At 47.4% G+C, this 16,632-nt stretch carries 18 protein-coding genes; 10 read left to right on the top strand and 8 right to left on the bottom strand.

The window, feature by feature from the left end; genetic code table 11:
- Positions 1-2 precede the first annotated feature (2 nt).
- From FOT42_RS13155 to FOT42_RS13145, 3 genes are all read right to left on the bottom strand, one after another.
- On the bottom strand, positions 3-518 hold the full coding sequence (locus tag FOT42_RS13155; RefSeq protein ID WP_313788433.1) for a DUF6702 family protein: 516 nt from the start codon (positions 516-518) through the stop codon (positions 3-5).
- Between the two features lie 307 nt (positions 519-825).
- On the bottom strand, positions 826-1,635 hold the full coding sequence (locus FOT42_RS13150) for a carboxypeptidase-like regulatory domain-containing protein (protein WP_151891012.1): 810 nt from the start codon (positions 1,633-1,635) through the stop codon (positions 826-828).
- Positions 1,632-2,372, bottom strand: coding sequence for a carboxypeptidase-like regulatory domain-containing protein (locus FOT42_RS13145; RefSeq protein ID WP_151891011.1), 741 nt, complete (start codon positions 2,370-2,372; stop codon positions 1,632-1,634). The genes FOT42_RS13150 and FOT42_RS13145 overlap by 4 nt, the downstream gene beginning before the upstream one ends.
- A gap of 502 nt (positions 2,373-2,874) precedes the next feature.
- Between FOT42_RS13145 and FOT42_RS13140 the strand changes: the two genes are divergently transcribed.
- The 5 genes from FOT42_RS13140 to FOT42_RS18460 all read left to right on the top strand — a co-directional run bounded on the left by FOT42_RS13140 (position 2,875) and on the right by FOT42_RS18460 (position 8,617).
- Complete coding sequence (locus FOT42_RS13140) at positions 2,875-5,400, top strand: beta strand repeat-containing protein (RefSeq protein WP_151891010.1); 2,526 nt, start codon at positions 2,875-2,877, stop codon at positions 5,398-5,400.
- Positions 5,400-6,575: a gliding motility-associated C-terminal domain-containing protein gene (locus FOT42_RS13135; protein WP_151891009.1), complete on the top strand. Its 1,176-nt coding sequence runs from the start codon at positions 5,400-5,402 to the stop codon at positions 6,573-6,575. The genes FOT42_RS13140 and FOT42_RS13135 overlap by 1 nt, the downstream gene beginning before the upstream one ends.
- Before the next feature lie 209 nt (positions 6,576-6,784).
- Positions 6,785-7,519, top strand: coding sequence for a M15 family metallopeptidase (locus FOT42_RS13130; protein WP_151891008.1), 735 nt, complete (start codon positions 6,785-6,787; stop codon positions 7,517-7,519).
- A gap of 42 nt (positions 7,520-7,561) precedes the next feature.
- Positions 7,562-8,326, top strand: coding sequence for a M48 family metalloprotease (locus FOT42_RS13125; RefSeq protein ID WP_151891007.1), 765 nt, complete (start codon positions 7,562-7,564; stop codon positions 8,324-8,326).
- A gap of 123 nt (positions 8,327-8,449) precedes the next feature.
- A complete protein-coding gene (locus FOT42_RS18460; protein ID WP_313777786.1) occupies positions 8,450-8,617 on the top strand; it encodes a DUF6747 family protein in 168 nt (55 codons plus the stop codon).
- A 114-nt stretch (positions 8,618-8,731) separates the two neighbouring features.
- Here the strand turns inward: FOT42_RS18460 and FOT42_RS13120 are convergent, their stop codons facing one another.
- Positions 8,732-9,112 (bottom strand): ankyrin repeat domain-containing protein, encoded by a 381-nt coding sequence (locus FOT42_RS13120; RefSeq protein ID WP_151891006.1) that lies wholly within the window; start codon positions 9,110-9,112, stop codon positions 8,732-8,734.
- A 371-nt stretch (positions 9,113-9,483) separates the two neighbouring features.
- Between FOT42_RS13120 and gpmI the strand changes: the two genes are divergently transcribed.
- The 5 genes from gpmI to FOT42_RS13100 all read left to right on the top strand — a co-directional run bounded on the left by gpmI (position 9,484) and on the right by FOT42_RS13100 (position 13,092).
- Positions 9,484-11,001 carry a 2,3-bisphosphoglycerate-independent phosphoglycerate mutase gene (gpmI, locus tag FOT42_RS13115; protein ID WP_151891005.1) on the top strand — a complete coding sequence of 506 codons (1,518 nt, stop codon included), beginning with the start codon at positions 9,484-9,486 and terminating at the stop codon, positions 10,999-11,001.
- A gap of 44 nt (positions 11,002-11,045) precedes the next feature.
- Positions 11,046-11,864, top strand: coding sequence for a type I methionyl aminopeptidase (gene map / locus FOT42_RS13110; RefSeq protein WP_151891004.1), 819 nt, complete (start codon positions 11,046-11,048; stop codon positions 11,862-11,864).
- A 61-nt stretch (positions 11,865-11,925) separates the two neighbouring features.
- Positions 11,926-12,147, top strand: a complete 222-nt coding sequence (locus FOT42_RS18430; RefSeq protein WP_262884015.1) for a GxxExxY protein — start codon at positions 11,926-11,928, stop codon at positions 12,145-12,147.
- Between the two features lie 52 nt (positions 12,148-12,199).
- Positions 12,200-12,301: a GxxExxY protein gene (locus tag FOT42_RS18495; protein ID WP_417938336.1), complete on the top strand. Its 102-nt coding sequence runs from the start codon at positions 12,200-12,202 to the stop codon at positions 12,299-12,301.
- A 26-nt stretch (positions 12,302-12,327) separates the two neighbouring features.
- Positions 12,328-13,092, top strand: coding sequence for a class I SAM-dependent methyltransferase (locus FOT42_RS13100; RefSeq protein ID WP_151891003.1), 765 nt, complete (start codon positions 12,328-12,330; stop codon positions 13,090-13,092).
- Here FOT42_RS13100 and FOT42_RS13095 read toward each other — a convergent pair whose 3' ends face one another.
- From FOT42_RS13095 to nqrE, 4 genes are all read right to left on the bottom strand, one after another.
- Positions 13,093-14,097: an FAD:protein FMN transferase gene (locus tag FOT42_RS13095; RefSeq protein WP_313788431.1), complete on the bottom strand. Its 1,005-nt coding sequence runs from the start codon at positions 14,095-14,097 to the stop codon at positions 13,093-13,095.
- Entirely contained in the window at positions 14,098-14,457 is a 360-nt protein-coding gene (locus tag FOT42_RS13090) for a Na(+)-translocating NADH-quinone reductase subunit F (RefSeq protein WP_151891002.1), read from the bottom strand.
- A gap of 114 nt (positions 14,458-14,571) precedes the next feature.
- On the bottom strand, positions 14,572-15,882 hold the full coding sequence (nqrF, locus tag FOT42_RS13085; RefSeq protein ID WP_151891001.1) for an NADH:ubiquinone reductase (Na(+)-transporting) subunit F: 1,311 nt from the start codon (positions 15,880-15,882) through the stop codon (positions 14,572-14,574).
- Positions 15,883-15,884: 2 nt separating this feature from the next.
- On the bottom strand, positions 15,885-16,628 hold the full coding sequence (gene nqrE / locus FOT42_RS13080; protein ID WP_151891000.1) for an NADH:ubiquinone reductase (Na(+)-transporting) subunit E: 744 nt from the start codon (positions 16,626-16,628) through the stop codon (positions 15,885-15,887).
- Positions 16,629-16,632 lie beyond the last annotated feature (4 nt).

The following is a 16,632-nucleotide window of genomic DNA, read 5'->3' as shown; positions in this document are numbered from 1 at the left end:
CGTTATAAGTTTAACATTCCTTTATTATTACTCTTCATCAGCACAAAACTCTTTTTTTTTCCCTTCCATTTCACATGGACCACGTTCTGCTGTTCATCGAACAGGTCGGTGAGCACATCGTTCTCCACGGTCATGGTCTTGATACTGGATAGTTTCACCTTCGGAATTTCCAGATAGCAGATGACCACATCCTTATCGTACCGCTTTCCCAAAAAGGTATACTGGGCCGGTTCCCCGTTGAATAGGACCAGGAATTTGGCCCGAAGGTATTTTTCAATGTATTCATCGGCCACCTTGGTCTCATCAGGGGTGGCCAACTTGGCCTTGATCCCATAGCGTTCGGCCAAAAGGGCATCCAAGTCGTCTATAAAAATACGGGAGGTGATCTGAAATGCTTCCTCATCCTCTGCATAGAACATGTTGGTGACGCTCACATAGAATTTATGCGCGGTGGTGAAGGACAAAAAAAGGGCCATTGCCAAAGGCAAGACCAATACTTTTGCAATTTTCCGCTTCATCATGGTTTATTTGACGTTATTTCTGTGGCAATGTTACAGTTTTATAGGGTTATCTGCAATTTGTTTGCCAAAACGACTTTTTCCAGACGTAAGATTTGAGACATAAGATACTAGACCAAATACTGCTCGTAAAAAACTTTGTTACCGGGTCATTGGTTTATTGGAATTTGACATTTTGGAACTTGAACTTGGACTTGGGTTTCCTGCCGCTTCGACTTGCTTCGGCTACGCTCAGCAACCAACCCTCAGAGTGACAGTTCAAGACAACAGTTCAACATCCGATTTCTGACTTCCAACTTCCCAACCTTCAATCCAAATTATTGTTCTTCCGATAGACTCGGCTCTTTTCCACCATAAAGTCCCAAATCTTTAGCTTGTCGTGGGTATCGACCGTTTCTTGGAACGCTTCGTCCACTTCGCAGAAGTACATAAAGTCATCCAATTTTTCCGAAGGGATCTTCAGGGTCACCACAAACAGGGAGTCCACATAAAAATCCTGTACACGTTGGGTCCTGGCGTAGGTATTGTCCACTTTCACCCGGTTCTTCAGCATTTTGGTGCGCCCCGTGATGGCATTGATGATGGGGTTGAGCGACATTCCGCCGCCTGCCCCGCCAACACCGCCGCCCGCCGTCATGGTCATGGACGATGCTTCCCGAAGCAGCCGTTCACTTTGGGTCAGGGGCTTCACATCCGCATTGGGCAGGCCCAAGGCCGATGCACTGACATCCTTTTCCAAAGTCAGTTTGCCCAAATCCTGGCTCAGGTCCCCCGAAAGGTTATAGGGTCGCACCACCACTTCCTTCAGTTCGTTCACGAACTCTTCCATGGGCACTTCCACAAAACTGGTCTTGTACAGCACTTCGGTGACGGGCACCATTTTTCTTTGGTAATGGACCGCCGAAAAGACCAGTGTGTCCCCCAATTGCACATTGATGGCAAAGTTCCCGTCCATATCGGTGATCACCGCCTCTTCCAAACTGATGTTCTGCACCACTACCCCTACCACATCCTTATCGGCACTGGTGACCCTTCCCCGTAATGTTTTGACGGGCGTATCCTGGGCAGTGGCAAAAAAAGCCGTGAAGCACAGCAAGGGAAGAAAAAAATGTTTCATTCCTCATTCAAGGTTTCCAAATATTCCTTGCTCTGTGTGACCAGAAAGTCGATCAGTTGGAACTCGTTGTCCTTTCTGAGCAAGGTCTGTGAAGGTATCTTGTCATCACAATAGATCAAAAAGGCATCTATTTTGTCCTGCGGAAGCTTCAGGTCCAGCACAAAAAACTCATCGTCGTAGACATGCCTGAGCACTTCGCTCACTTTGAGCGGCTCCCGTTCCTGCCCATCCACTTCGCGGGATTTGAAAAGGGCCTTGAAAATGTTCTTGATGTTGAGTCCGTTCTGCATGCCGCGAACGGTTTGGGATTCCGCCACGTTCACCACCTCGGTGCCCCGGTCTATTTCGTAGTCGAACTGTTTGAAGTCCTCGTTCTTTACCCGAAGAAAACCTTCTTGGTTCTCTGGGGTCACGATCACTTCGTCCAGCTCCGTCACCTTTTCGTTGACCTCGACCACCAATCGGTTGTTCGCCAGAATTTCCGGGGTGATCTTCACCACCATCAATTGGTAGTTCACCGCCGTGAACACCAACTCGTCACCCTCTTTTACCACAATGGCAAACTCCCCATCATTGTTGGTGATCGTGGCCTCGCCCGAAGTGGAATTGATCACGTTCTCATTGGGCACGTTCGTACTTCGGTAAAGCACTTTTCCCCGTAGCAATTGACCACCGTCCTGCGCCAGTGACGCAGCGGAAATCAATAGGGAGAAAAGGACCAAAAGTATATTTTTCATGGTGTGGGTTTTTAGTGTGATGCCCTTCTGGGCCAGAACAAATGCTTATCGCCACAGGCCATAAGATAGGGACCCCAAAGTTCCCGACCACACCTGCATGACAAGTATGCCAACCGTTTCTTATCAAGAAAACATTAGCACAAGTTAAAGAAAACCTTTGAAGCGCATATAAAAAAATATAGGGGTTCTAAACTTTTGTTAATTCTATTTGTCCAGTAGGCAGATTACAGTGGGCGGTACGCAGTTTAGCTCTCATGGTCACAAGGTTTCAGGTTTCAGGTTTCAAGTTTCAGGTTTCAGGTTTGAGGTTTCGCGTTTCTTGCCTCTTGTCTGATGTTTCTTGTCTCTCGTCTATTATCTATCGTCCATCGTCTTTTGTCCCAACTCGAAACCCGCAACCCGTTCACCCCTGAACTTCGCATTTGGACGGGAAATGACATAAAAATGGATCGATAAGGTTAGTTTTGTGGATTACGTTAGGAAAACCTCAAATACTGACACCGTGAAAACGTACATTAGCTACTTGGTCATTGCCCTACTGATGACCCACACCCTGACCGCGCAGGTCAAGATAGGGGACAATCCCCAAACATTGAATCCTTCTTCTATTCTGGAATTGGAAAGCACCTCAAGTGTGCTGGTGATCACAAGGGTGACCGATGTCCAAATGAACGCCATCACCCCCTTGCGCGGTGCATTGGTCTACAACACGAACCAAAACTGTTTGCACTATTACAACGGGGACGAATGGATCAACATTTGCGAATCACTGGACAATTCGTTCACCGTGAGCACGTTGGCAGAACACATGAGACCCATCAACCCCAATGCGCTGGACGACACTGTGGTGATCACGGAAACACCCAACCCGGATGGCAGCATCAACTATAACTTTGAAGTGGGCATCCTTAACGGGGCCAACATTGCCCCCTCCGCGATAAACGGGGACAAGATCCAAAACGGGACCGTGGGCAGCCAAGATTTGGCCCCTCGCTCGGTGGGGCTCTCCCATTTGCAGGATGGAGGTGCCAATGGCGACCTTTTCCAATGGAATGGAAGCGCATGGACGCTGATCAACCAAGCGGATATTAGTATCACCGAAGTGGATGGTATCATTGGAAACGAAGTGGTAGATGCTACTGACGGTACCTTGACCCGAACAGGTAATGGGATTGATATTCCCTATACCCTAGGTGTTTCTCCTTTAGGAATTGGCACCAATGAGTTGGCCGATGATTCAGTGACCAATGAAAAAATAAATGCAAATGTTGCAGGCAACGGCCTCAACCAAGCGGCGGACGGTTCGCTGGAAGTTGTGGTTTCCGATCTTGTAGGAGATGGGTCCCTATCTTCTCCTGCAAGCACCATTGCCCTTACGGGAACCCCAAGTGGCTCACTTTTGGAAAATGTGGGCATTGATGTGGCGGATAATGCCATCACCTCAGCCAAAATACTGGATGGCACCATTGCTACAGCCGATATTGCTGATGGGGCCATAACCACGAATAAGATTTCCAACAATGCCATTAACTCTGGAAGGATTATAAATGGGACTATCATCGCTGCGGATTTATCAGATGGTGCAGTCACATCAGCAAAAATACTGGATGGCACCATTGCCACAATTGATATAGTCGACAATGCTATCAACTCGGCAAAAATTGCTGACGGGGCCATTGTTGCTGCTGATCTAGCGGATGGCGCAGTCACATCAGCTAAAATACTGGATGGCACCATTGCCACAATTGATATTGCAGACAATGCGGTAAACATTGACAAAATTGGAACCCTTGGCGCGGCTGATGCCAATAGGGTACTCACCACGAATGCAACTGGAGACCCCTTGTGGGAGGACAGGGCCAACTTCGCCTCCTCTACCCTTAACAATGGTCAGATATTCGTAGGAAATGGGTCCAATGTTGCAAGTGGGGTTCCTATGACAGGTGATGTCAACATTGACAACCTTGGCGTGACAACCATACAGGCGGATGCGGTGACAACCGATAAAATAGCAACCGGGGCAGTGGGGTCAACGGACATTGCAGCCGATGCCGTCAATGCGGCCACCATAAATATCGATGTGGCTGGAAACGGATTGATCCAGAATGGAAGTGGAGCACTTGATGTTGATGTGGATAATGTGACTCTTGAAGTAGAAGCTACAAACGGAATACAGATAATTGACGGTGGTGTATCAACTGATAAAATTGCAGATGGGGCAGTCATGACGGACAAGATAGCCGATGCAAACGTCACCCTTGCGAAACTTGCCGATGGGACCGTCGACAATAATATCATAAGATGGAATGCCTTAACCACCACATGGGAAGAGGCCTCACTTGTCACAGGACTTGGACAAAATGTTGTATCAACTGATGGATCTATCTCGGGTGTACAAAACAATGCTGCTCTAGTGTCAATGGATCTTCAAGTCAATGTAGACAATAATACACTTGAAGTAGATGCCGCCAATGGGGTTCAGATAACCGATGGTGGTGTTTCAAGTGATAAAATTGCAGATGGCGCAGTTATCACTAACAAGATAGCCGATGCAAATGTCACCCCAGCAAAAATAGAACCTTCCTCTTCTCCAACAGATGGCGATGTACTTACCACCATAGGTGGTATTGTTAGTTGGCAAGCTCCAGCAGTTGTGGCCATGGGCAAGGTAAATAGCGATGCAAGTATAGTTAACGCAAATGGCGCAAGTGTAATCCAAAACAGTACTGGAAGTTATACTGTAACCTTTGATACTGCTAGACCAGATGCAGAATACATCATTCAACTAACCTTGTTCAATTCATCAACAGGTTCCACTATTCAAGTCACCTCTCAATCTACAACTCAGTTTACAGTTTCCATTTCCGAACCTGTGATCAATACAGTACCGATATCACCATTGCTTATTACAGATCCTGGAGGTGCCGATAGCCATACTCATACTGGGACTGTGAATTCATTTACAGTACCTGACATAACTTATTCAAATGCTGACGCTGGTTGGTTCTTTACTATTACAGATTTTTAATGAAACCCCTCCACCTCATAGCATTTCTCTTGTTCGCCCAAGGCGTTTCTGCCCAGAGCGCACTGCACCATGCCGGCAACATGCAGGTACATAATGGCGGCCCCAACCGCGGGCTGGGCCTGCACACCAACTTTATCAACAATGCCGTCTTTGATCAGTCCGAGGGGCTGGTAGGCTTCTATGGCAATACCACGATCGAAGTATCGGGCAACACACCCGCCCATCTGTGGGACACCGAAATCATGATCCTCGACCGGGTTTTTCTGCAGAACACGCTCCACGTAAAGAACAATGTCAACTTTGTGGATGGCAATTTCCTGAGCCCAAAGGACAACCAGGCCGTTTTCCTCAACTTTATGGACCAAGGGTTCTTTACCGGTGAAAACGATCAATCCAAGGTCACGGGCTTTGCCGCCATCAACAACCGCAGCTTTTTTTCGTTTCCCGTTGGGGATAACGCCTTGTTGAGACCCTTGACCTTTGAGTCCGAAGGGGCAACACCTTTGGCCATTTGCGCCTATTTTGATGAAAACCCAGCTACCCCCTCGTTTCTTCCACAAAGCTTGGATACCGATCGGAAAGTAAGGGACATCGGCACCATATCCGAGCGCGAATTTTGGATATTTCAAAGCGATGTGCCCGCAAAGGTCACGATAAGCTGGAATGTGGGCAGCGGACTGGCCCTTATCCCCAATGCCACGGCCGAATCGGTCATCGTGGTGGGTTGGCTAAAGTCTTCCAAACAATGGGTCGTCCTTGGCAACACGGCCTTCAGCGGTGATATCAACCAAGGGTTCGTTACGTCCGACACTTTTCTGCCCAGCGATTATGCGGCCATTACCTTTGGCACCATTCCACTCCCCACGGACACCTTTGCGGTGAACAACCCTACCTTGGGCAACTATTTTCTCAGTCCCAACGGTGATGGGGTGAACGATTTTCTGATGATCGACAACATGGACGAATCACCCAACAACAGCCTGCGCATTTTTAATCGGTTTGGCCAAAAGGTCTTTGAGAAGATCAACTACACCAACGAGTTCCGGGGCGATTCCAATACCGGGAGCCTTATCATGAGCCAGGACATTGGCTTGCCCGAAGGGGTCTACTATTACCTTGTTACCCTGGACGACCTGAACCTGCAATACACTGGCTATCTCTTCTTGGACCGCTGATCGGGAAAACATCGCACAGTGTATCGAGCTGTCACCCTGAACGCAGTCGAAGGGGCCAACGAAGGGAAGGTCGAAGATTCGAAAAATCCGCCTTCATCCGCAAATGCACAATGGATAAATTTTGATCTCTTTTTGGCTTCATTGACAGATTATTGCGATTTTTACGTTGTTTGATGGACGAAGATCTAATAACCGAATAACGAGCTACGATGAAAAGAAGGACTTTTTTAAAAACCACCTCCGTATCGGGCCTGGCCTGTGCCCTGCCCCCATTTTTTACTTTCCCCACCAAAGATGAATACACGACCGAAGAGTTGATGGGAAAAGCCAAAGTGGAGCTTTTTGGAGAGGGCATCAACTTGAGAAAAGCAGCACACGATGCCTTTTTGGAAATGAAAAAGGCCGCCTATTCGGACGGGTTCGACATCAAGATCGTGTCCAGCTATCGGGATTTCTACCGGCAGGAGGGCATTTGGGAACGCAAATACCTCAGCTACACCGAAGATGAGCGCATGTCTCCCCTGGATGCCATCGACAAGATCATAGAGTATTCCACCATTCCCGGTACCAGCAGGCACCACTGGGGCACGGACATCGATATCATAGACGGTTATCCCAAAGCATCGGGAGATGTGTTGGTCCCTGGAAAATTTGAAAGTGGCGGGCCTTACGAAGGGCTAAAACTTTGGCTGGACGAAAACTCGGAAAAGTTCGGCTTTTATCTGGTCTACACGAACGATCCCCGACGACGTGGTTTCAAATATGAGCCTTGGCACTATAGCTATGCGCCCATTTCCATCCCCATGCTCACGGCATACCGAAAGCTGAACGTTCTGAAACTGATGCAGGAAGAAGAGTTTTTGGGCATTGAGCACTTTACGGCCGGCTTTGTGCGGACCTATGTCCAGGACCATATTTTGGACATCAATCCCAAACTTTTGTAGTCCCTTTTTTCGTATCTTCCATTATCGGTAAACACGAACACCATGAGAAGAGGAAGTTGGAGGATCCGAATCCTGATAGGCCTTGCCATTGTGGCCTTTGCCTTTATCCGCCGTTGCAGCAACCAAGAGGAGAACCCTTACACCGGCAGGGTGCAGAACATTGACATGACCACCGAGCAGGAAATCGCCATTGGGCTGCAGAGCGCCCCGGAAATGGCGCAACAGCACGGAGGACTGTATCCCGATGAGCGTTTGCAGAACTTGGTGGACCAAGTGGGGAGCCGACTTGTACAGAACAGCATTGCCAGCGAGACCCCTTATAAGTATGATTTCCATTTGTTGGCGGACGACCGCACTATAAACGCCTTTGCCCTTCCGGGTGGACAGATCTTCATTACCTACGCCCTGTTCTCCCAACTCAACGAGGCCCAATTGGCCGGCGTGCTTGGGCACGAGATCGGCCACGTCATCGGTAGGCACTCCGCAGAACGGATTGCCGAGAGCGGATTTTGGCAGACCTTGGCCACTGGCGCATCCGTGGGTGGCGACATGGGAAGTGTGGTGAGCGGCATTGGACAGAACACCTTGTTGAAAAATGGACGTGGTGACGAACTGGAGAGCGATGACCTTGGCGTACTGTTCATGATCGAATCCGGTTACGACCCCCAAGAAATGATTACAGTAATGGAAATTTTGAAGGCCGCCGCTAGTCCAAATCGGGTCCCTGAATTCCAGAGCACCCACCCCGACCCAGAAAATAGAATAGAAAAAATAAGGGAGGCCATCGAAAAATATTCAGGTCGATAGAATCGGCACGTTCATCGATAAAAGGACCCAAGTCATTAGATTTCACTATCTTTGGAATGACCCCAAATCGTAAACCATCCATTTGCTTGCCCATTTGTGCTATCCAAAACGAGAGAACACATTATGGGAACACTATTACACTTTAAGCACCTCTATTTTGAGGCATTCGACGATTGTAAACCAAGCTTTGTGGTACTTTTTTTGAAGGGGTACTCCATCTTTTGTGCGGTTATGCTGTTCATGGCGGTATATGCATTTTTGTACAGGGCTTTTACTGGCTTTGAATTCTAGGCCACGATGACATACTCTTTTGCTAGGACACTATAAATAGGTAAAATGAGGCAAAAAAAAGGCCCATCCTTAAGGATGGGCCTTTTTGTTTGGACGAATAAACTCCTTTTCTTTTTACATAGCGGTTTCCAAAACAGCAAGTACATCGGTGGCATTGGACAACTCGGCATGTTTTTTTACCGAATAGCCCTTGTCACAGCGCTGTTTCAAATCGGCTCCATTGTCAATCAGCACTTGCAACACTTCAGCTTTGTTGTAACGTGCCGCAAAATGTATGGGGGCCATACCCAAAGATTTTTGGTTCACGTCCTCTCCAAGTTCGATAAGTTTTTTTACGGTCTCCACATCGCCCTGCATCACAGCCTTACAAAAGCTGCTAAGTTCGGGAACCGATGTAATAAGGTTCGGATTTTCGTTGGAAGGAAGTTCGTTGGCGGAAACGCCGGTCACTGCTAGCATGCAAAATGCAGCTACTGCAAAAATTGTTTTTTTCATGATGATTGTTTTTTGATTAATGAATTAAAACTTCTATAAAAGTAGACTCCCCAAAAAGCAAGATGTTACATGATTAACACTTAAATAACTAAACTTTAACAACCCTTCAATATTAACATAAAATAATTAACAATTTCGCAATCAGAAAAATAGCGAATCCCTAGGGCATCCAAGCAGATCATTTTAATTTTGTGGATTGCCCAGATTTTATCAAAAACAAAACTTTTATCAGCCTGAACTCGTTTCAAGTTCTCATTGGATTACTGATTTTCTATGTTATGGGATTCCGAAACAAATTCGGAATGACGAGAAAAAGAGATCGTTACGTATAAACGGATATTCAATATTTTTGAAAACATAATTTCCATCACATGAACAAGAAGGTCATTTTAATGATTTTGGACGGTTGGGGAAAATCCCCAGACCCCAAAGTTTCTGCCATTGCTCAGGCAAATACCCCATTTGTGGACTCCCTATACGCCCAATACCCCAATGCAGACCTGCTCACCGACGGGATGAACGTAGGCCTGCCCGAGGGACAAATGGGCAATAGCGAAGTTGGGCACATGAACCTTGGGGCCGGTAGGATCGTCTATCAGGACCTGGCCAAGATCAACAAGGCCGTAAAGGAAGATACCCTGAAAAACGAAAAGGTGATCCAGGAGGCCTTTGCCTTTGCCAAGGGCAGCAACAAGGCCGTACACTTTCTTGGCCTGGTGAGCGATGGTGGCGTGCATAGTCACATAGACCACCTAAAAGCACTGATCAAGGCCGCCGATGAAAGCGGTGTCAAGAACGCATTCGTACATGCCTTTACCGATGGCAGGGACGTAGATCCGAAAAGCGGTAAAGGCTTTTTGGTGGACCTAACGAATTTCTGTTCCGACAAAAGCACCAAACTGGCCACAGTGATCGGCAGGTACTATGCCATGGACCGGGACAAACGATGGGAACGGGTAAAATTGGCCTATGATGTGGTGGTGAACGCCGAGGGCGAAAAAATTCAGGACATCGGCAAGGCCATGCAGGAAAGCTATGACGAAGGGGTCACCGACGAGTTCATCAAACCTTTGGTCTTGACGGACAGCAATGCGCAACCCTTGGCCAAAATACAGCCCGGGGACGTGGTCATCTTCTTCAACTTCAGGACCGATCGTGGAAGGGAGCTTACCCAAGCGTTGAGCCAGCAGGACTTCCACGAGCAAAACATGCACAAAATGGACCTGTACTATGTCACCATGACCAACTATGACGAATCCTTCAAGGGGGTCAAGGTAATCTATGACAAGGACAACATCAAGGAAACCTTGGGAGAAGTGCTCGCCAAAAATGGAAAGAAGCAGATCCGGATCGCGGAAACGGAGAAATATCCGCACGTGACCTTTTTCTTCAATGGTGGACGGGAAGAACCTTTTGAAGGGGAACAACGCATCCTGTGTCCATCACCAAAGGTGGCCACCTACGACCTCCAGCCCGAAATGAGTGCCTACGAAATACGCGACGCCATCATCCCCGAACTTCAAAAAGGAGAAGTTGATTTTGTCTGCCTCAATTTTGCCAACCCTGACATGGTTGGCCACACCGGGGTGATGTCAGCAGCCATCAAAGCCTGTGAAACGGTGGACGAATGTGCCAAGGATGTGATTACTGCTGGACTGGAAAATGGATACACCACCATTGTCATTGCCGATCATGGCAACTGTGACACCATGGTCAATCCGGATGGCAGCCCCAATACGGCACACACCACCAACCCCGTCCCTTTGATCTTGGTGGACAAGGATCTGAAACAGATAAAAAGTGGAGTTCTTGGGGACATTGCCCCGACCATATTAAAACTGATGGGAGTGGCACAGCCTGAAGCAATGACCCAAAAACCACTCGTTTAGACAAACATGGCCAAAATCCATAGAATCAATTTATCTTTGCAACTATGATTCAAGTCAAGACAGCAGAGCAAATTGAATTGATGCGGGAAAGTGCCCTCGTGGTCTCCAGGACCTTGGGCATGTTGGCCAAGGAGATCAAACCGGGCGCCAATCCCCTGCATCTGGATAAAATGGCCGAAGAATACATCAGGGAACAGGGCGCCGTTCCCGGATTTTTGGGCATGTACGATTTTCCCAATACCCTGAACTGGAGTCCCAATGCCCAAGTGGTACACGGAATCCCGAACAACGACCCCCTTAAGGAAGGTGATATCGTGTCCGTGGATTGCGGAGCGCTCAAAAACGGCTATTACGGGGACCATGCCTACACATTTGAAGTGGGCGAGGTGGCAGAGGAGACCAGAAAACTGCTTCGGGTGACCAAGGAGTCGCTTTACATCGGTATCCGGGAATTCAAGGAAGGAAACCGAGTAGGCGATGTGGGCTATGCCATCCAAAAGTATTGTGAGGACCATGGCTATGGCGTGGTGCGCGAACTGGTGGGCCACGGTTTGGGAAAAGAACTCCATGAAGATCCCCAGATGCCCAACTATGGCAAAAGGGGACGTGGGAAAAAGTTCGTCAATGGTACAGTGGTCGCCATAGAGCCCATGATCAATATGGGGACTAGGCGCATCAAGCAGTTGAAGGACGGATGGACCATTCTGACCGCGGACGGCAAGCCCAGTGCGCACTTTGAACACGATGTGGCCTTGGTCGACGGAAAACCGGAACTGCTCTCCACTTATCAATATATCTATGAGGCCCTCGGCATTACCAGTGATGAGGAGGATGAATTCCGCAGCAAGAAATTGGTGCTTTAGGCCCCAACAGTCTTTTTGCTGACACGAATCCCACGAATTTTCACTAATTTCTCAAATTTATATGTCCCAAATCCTATATAAAAATGAGTCCTATTTTGTTGTTGGTCTGTGCATGGATATCCACAATGAATTGGGCAAGGGTTTTAGTGAGGCAGTGTATAGCGATGCATTGGAAATTGAACTGAAATCCAATGGTGTTCCTTTCAGAAAAGAAGTCAAATTTGACATTATCTATAAAGGAGAGCTGCTAAAGCACCACTACTTTGCTGATTTTTATTATTGATGATAAAATCATATTGGAACTCAAAGCAGTTGAAAATATTAGTAGTAGCCATGTGAAGCAGACTATGAATTACTTGGCTGCATCCAAAATGAAACTGGGCTTGATCATCAATTTTGGCGAGGATCAACTTACGTATAAGAGAGTTTTACTTTAAGCCATTCGTGTAAATTTGTGTAATTCGTGTCAAAACTATTTAAATACCTTCTCAATCTTATTCCAAGACCCCTTCTAATTCGATTGAGCTACTGGGTACGTCCCTTGATTGCCCTTTCCCTAAAGGGAAAAAACTTCACTGACCCCATCGATGGAAAAAGTTTCAGGAGTTTTCTTCCCTATGGCTATGAGAACCCGCGGGAAAATGTACTTTCCCCTTCCACCCTTTCCCTGGAAAGACACCGCTTGCTCTGGCTCTATCTCAAAAACGAAACGGATTTCTTTACCAAACCGCTCAAACTGCTCCACTTTGCACCCGAACAGGCCTTTTACAAAAGGTTCAGAAGGTTGAGGAACATTGCATATACCACCACCGACCTTAATTCCCCGTTAGCGGATGTAAAGGCCGATATCTGCAATTTGCCTTTTGAAGACAATGCTTTTGATGTGATCTTGTGCAACCATGTGCTGGAGCATATCCCAAATGACACCAAAGCCATGCAGGAGCTTTACCGAGTGATGAAACCGGGCGGATGGGGCATTTTCCAGATTCCACAGGACTTAAAAAGGGAAAACACCTTTGAGGACGACACCATCACCGATAAAAAGGAACGGGCCAAAATCTTTGGACAATACGACCATGTGCGTATTTACGGAAGGGACTATTTTGACAAACTCCGCAGCATGGGATTCACCGTCGAGGAAGTGGATTACACTTCCGTTCTTCCAAAGGAAGATGTGGAAAAATACCGATTGGCGAAAGGGGAGATCATTCCTTTGGTGAGAAAATAATCACTGCTTTACCAATGCTTTGAACCCGGGGGTCATAAATTCAGTGGTATTTCCCTCTTCATCCAGATAAATGATATAGGCCTCCAATTCCTCATGTTCCCCCAGCAGTTTTTGGGATTCTTCCAAATCCATGGCCATAAAAGTGGTGGCAAAGGCGTCGGCCAAGGCACAGGTGTTCGCAACGACACTGGTGGCCAACACATTGGAACTTTTGGTATATCCCGTCTTTGGGTTGATGGTGTGCACATACTTTTTCCCCGTTTCAGGGTCCACCCTAAATTTTCGGTAGTTGCCCGATGAGGCCATGGCCCTATCCTTAAGTGAAACAATCTGCTTGAGTTGGCGGCCTTCCTCCACTTGTGGGTCATCGATACCCACCGTCCATTGTTTTTCTGAAACCAGATTGGTGCCCTTTGCGAGCACTTCTCCGCCCACTTCCACCAAATAGTTCTTTATGCCCTTGGCGTCCAGCATGGCTCCCAAGCGGTCTATGGCGTAGCCTTTGGCCACGGCATTAAAGTCAAAACGGATGGCCGGGTGTGCCTTGAATATTGTATTGTCCTTATTGATGGCCACTTTGTCCCATCCCACATAGGCCAAGAGGCTATCTACCCTCAGGCTATCGAGCTCCATCTGTTCCCCAGGGCCAAATCCCCATGCATTGGCCAAAACGCCCACAGTGGGGTCAAAATAGCCGTTTGAGGCCTTGTGTACCTTGTTCGAGATATCAAAGACCTCTCTGAACATATCGTCCACAACAATGGTGGAGTCACCTGCATTGATCTTGGAGATGTCCGATGTGGGGATGTAGGTGGACATGGATTGGTTCACCACTTGAAAAACAGAATCGATCTCTTGTTGATAATCCAGTTCCCTATCCGAAATGTAAATGATGGAATAGGTGGTTCCGAGTGCATTGCCCCAGTTTTGGTTTTTGGTCCATTGCCCTTTGCCACAACCCAAAAACAGCAGGGCCGCTCCTAATAAAAATGCTTTTTTCATCATCTAGATCTCTATTAAGCCTTGATAGTCCACAATATATTCTTCATCCAGATACAATGGAAGCCCCCTGTCCGAAGCATTGGAAAGCCCTACTCCGGCATAAAACGTCCTTGCCTCGAATTTGAGGGCATGGTCCTTTACGGTCTGCATCAATTCAGCATCATATTCCCTTGGATCCAAAGGGAACCCCACATTGCGCACCACAATAAAATGCAGCAATTTTTCCTTGAGGCACACATACTGGGGGTTTTTCTTCAATTTACTGTTGATGGCCATAAACTCAAAACCATCGGCCTCCAGTTCGCGTCCCACAATGTTCATGGCCAGGTTGTGCAGTTCCTGTTCTGTCAATTCTCTTCCCATAAGCAACAAAAAACCGATGCTTTGGGCATCGGTCGGTTTTATATATTCTCCTCGTTGACCGCCCCGAAACCAAGTTCGGGGCAAGCCCTTGAGGTCAAGTCTTTAACTTTTGGTCTATCCTCCAAAGTCATCGAACCTGATATTCTCATCTGGAATACCAAAATCCTGGCCCATTTTCTCTACCGCCTTGTTCATCAACGGTGGTCCACAGAAATAGAGCTCAATATCCTCAGGAGCATCATGGTGGTTCAAATAATTTTCGATGACACAATTGTGGATGAACCCAACAAAACCATCACCTGCTTCGTCATTGATATCTTTCTTCACCTTCCAGTTGTCCTCTTCCAAGGGCTCCGAAAGAGCCATATAGAACTTAAAGTTGGGGAATTCATTCTCCAATTGCTTGAAGTGGTCGATGTAAAACAACTCCCTCTTGGAACGTCCACCATACCAATAGGTCACCTTTCTGTTGGTCCGTAGGGTCTTGAACAAGTGGTACAAATGCGAACGCATCGGTGCCATACCTGCACCACCACCAACATAAAGCATTTCGGATTCGGATTCGTTGATGAAGAATTCACCGAACGGACCTGAAATCACGACTGGGTCACCTGGTTTCAACCCAAAGATGTATGAAGAGGCGATCCCAGGATTCACATCCATCCATCCATTTTTGGAACGGTCCCATGGTGGCGTCGCGATACGTACGTTCAACATGATCTCCCTTCCTTCGGCAGGGTAAGAGGCCATGGAATAGGCACGCTCTACCGTTTCAGGGTTTTTCATGACCAAGGGCCACAGGTTGAACTTGTCCCATTCGTTCTTGAACTTGTCCGGGGTTTCATGTTCCTCTGGGTGGGCGGTAATATCGATATCCGAATATTTCACTTCACACGGAGGTATCTCAATTTGGATATAGCCCCCTGCTTTGTAGTTCATTTCTTCGGGAATCTCTACCACAAACTCTTTGATGAAAGAGGCCACGTTGTAGTTCCTGACCACTTTGGCATTCCATTTCTTGATCCCGAATACCTCTTCAGGAATGGTGATCTCCATATCCTGTTTTACCTTCACCTGGCAGGCCAATCTGGCCCCATGTTGCAATTCTTTTTTGGAGAAATGGGGAGTTTCGGTAGGCAATGCCTCACCTCCGCCCGATAGCACATGGCATTCGCATTGGATACAGGTTCCACCTCCTCCACAAGCGGAAGGCAGGAATATTTTTTGGTTACCCAAGGTGGACAGAAGCGAGCTTCCGGATCCGACCTCTATCTTTTTCTCACCGTTGATCGTAATGGTAACTGGACCTGAAGGAGACAATTTTTCCTTTGTAAAAAGCAACAATGCCACCAACAACAACAACAAAACCAAAAAGGCTACTACGGTAATCAGAATGGTACCTCCGGTACTTGCGGCTAAAATCATCTTTACTTGTTTATAACTTCGTTATAGGAGACTGTTTTTTCCTCGTCCTCCAGTTCCTTTTTAATCTCTTTTTCTTCTTTGGCCTTCGCGGTAGTGGTAGCGGTCGGCTCTTCAGGTGGCTCATTGTCACCGGTTAGCATTCCACCAAAACTCTGGAAACCGATACCCATCAATCCTGTGATGATAAAAGTGATCCCAAGTCCACGCAATGGTGCCGGCACATTGGAATATCTGATCTTTTCACGGATAGCGGCTATGGCCAAAATGGCCAAGAACCATCCTATCCCTGAACTCACGCCATAATTCAGGGCCAGTCCCAAGTTTGGGATCTCACGGGCCTGCATGAACAGGGAACCTCCCAAGATGGCACAGTTCACAGCGATCAAGGGCAAAAAAATACCCAATGAGTTGTATAGGGAAGGTGAAAATTTCTCGACCACGATCTCCACCAATTGCACCATGGTGGCAATGGTAGCGATGAACAGGATGAACGAAAGGAAGCTGAGGTTGTAATCTGCATACTCGGGACCCAACCAAACCAAGGCGCCATCCTTCAGCAAATATTGGTCCAACAACCAGTTGAGCGGCACGGTAACACCCAAAACGAATATTACGGCTGCGCCCAAACCTACGGCGGTGGACACTTTCTTGGAAACGGCCAAATAGGAACACATTCCCAAAAAGACCGCGAACACCATATTGTCTATGAAGATCGACTTAAAAAAAAGTTCTAAATGCTCTATCATGCTT

It is taken from the genome of Flagellimonas hadalis, assembly GCF_007785775.2.
In the GTDB taxonomy this organism is placed as follows: Bacteria; Bacteroidota; Bacteroidia; order Flavobacteriales; family Flavobacteriaceae; genus Flagellimonas; species Flagellimonas hadalis.
The sequence above is the reverse complement of the archived record's forward strand: the minus strand, read 5'-3'. Positions and strand labels throughout refer to the sequence as shown.

Excerpts from the sequence above, each read along its gene's own strand:
- nqrF (WP_151891001.1), bottom strand. The coding sequence starts at position 15,882 with ATGATTTTAGCCGCAAGTACCGGAGGTACCATTCTGATTACCGTAGTA.
- FOT42_RS13130 (WP_151891008.1), top strand. The coding sequence starts at position 6,785 with ATGAAAAGAAGGACTTTTTTAAAAACCACCTCCGTATCGGGCCTGGCC.
- FOT42_RS18430 (WP_262884015.1), top strand. The coding sequence starts at position 11,926 with ATGTCCCAAATCCTATATAAAAATGAGTCCTATTTTGTTGTTGGTCTG.
- FOT42_RS13095 (WP_313788431.1), bottom strand. The coding sequence starts at position 14,097 with ATGATGAAAAAAGCATTTTTATTAGGAGCGGCCCTGCTGTTTTTGGGT.
- FOT42_RS13145 (WP_151891011.1), bottom strand. The coding sequence starts at position 2,372 with ATGAAAAATATACTTTTGGTCCTTTTCTCCCTATTGATTTCCGCTGCG.
- gpmI (WP_151891005.1), top strand. The coding sequence starts at position 9,484 with ATGAACAAGAAGGTCATTTTAATGATTTTGGACGGTTGGGGAAAATCC.
- FOT42_RS18460 (WP_313777786.1), top strand. The coding sequence starts at position 8,450 with ATGGGAACACTATTACACTTTAAGCACCTCTATTTTGAGGCATTCGAC.
- FOT42_RS13135 (WP_151891009.1), top strand. The coding sequence starts at position 5,400 with ATGAAACCCCTCCACCTCATAGCATTTCTCTTGTTCGCCCAAGGCGTT.
- FOT42_RS13155 (WP_313788433.1), bottom strand. The coding sequence starts at position 518 with ATGAAGCGGAAAATTGCAAAAGTATTGGTCTTGCCTTTGGCAATGGCC.
- FOT42_RS13120 (WP_151891006.1), bottom strand. The coding sequence starts at position 9,112 with ATGAAAAAAACAATTTTTGCAGTAGCTGCATTTTGCATGCTAGCAGTG.
- nqrE (WP_151891000.1), bottom strand. The coding sequence starts at position 16,628 with ATGATAGAGCATTTAGAACTTTTTTTTAAGTCGATCTTCATAGACAAT.
- FOT42_RS13090 (WP_151891002.1), bottom strand. The coding sequence starts at position 14,457 with ATGGGAAGAGAATTGACAGAACAGGAACTGCACAACCTGGCCATGAAC.
- map (WP_151891004.1), top strand. The coding sequence starts at position 11,046 with ATGATTCAAGTCAAGACAGCAGAGCAAATTGAATTGATGCGGGAAAGT.
- FOT42_RS13125 (WP_151891007.1), top strand. The coding sequence starts at position 7,562 with ATGAGAAGAGGAAGTTGGAGGATCCGAATCCTGATAGGCCTTGCCATT.
- FOT42_RS13150 (WP_151891012.1), bottom strand. The coding sequence starts at position 1,635 with ATGAAACATTTTTTTCTTCCCTTGCTGTGCTTCACGGCTTTTTTTGCC.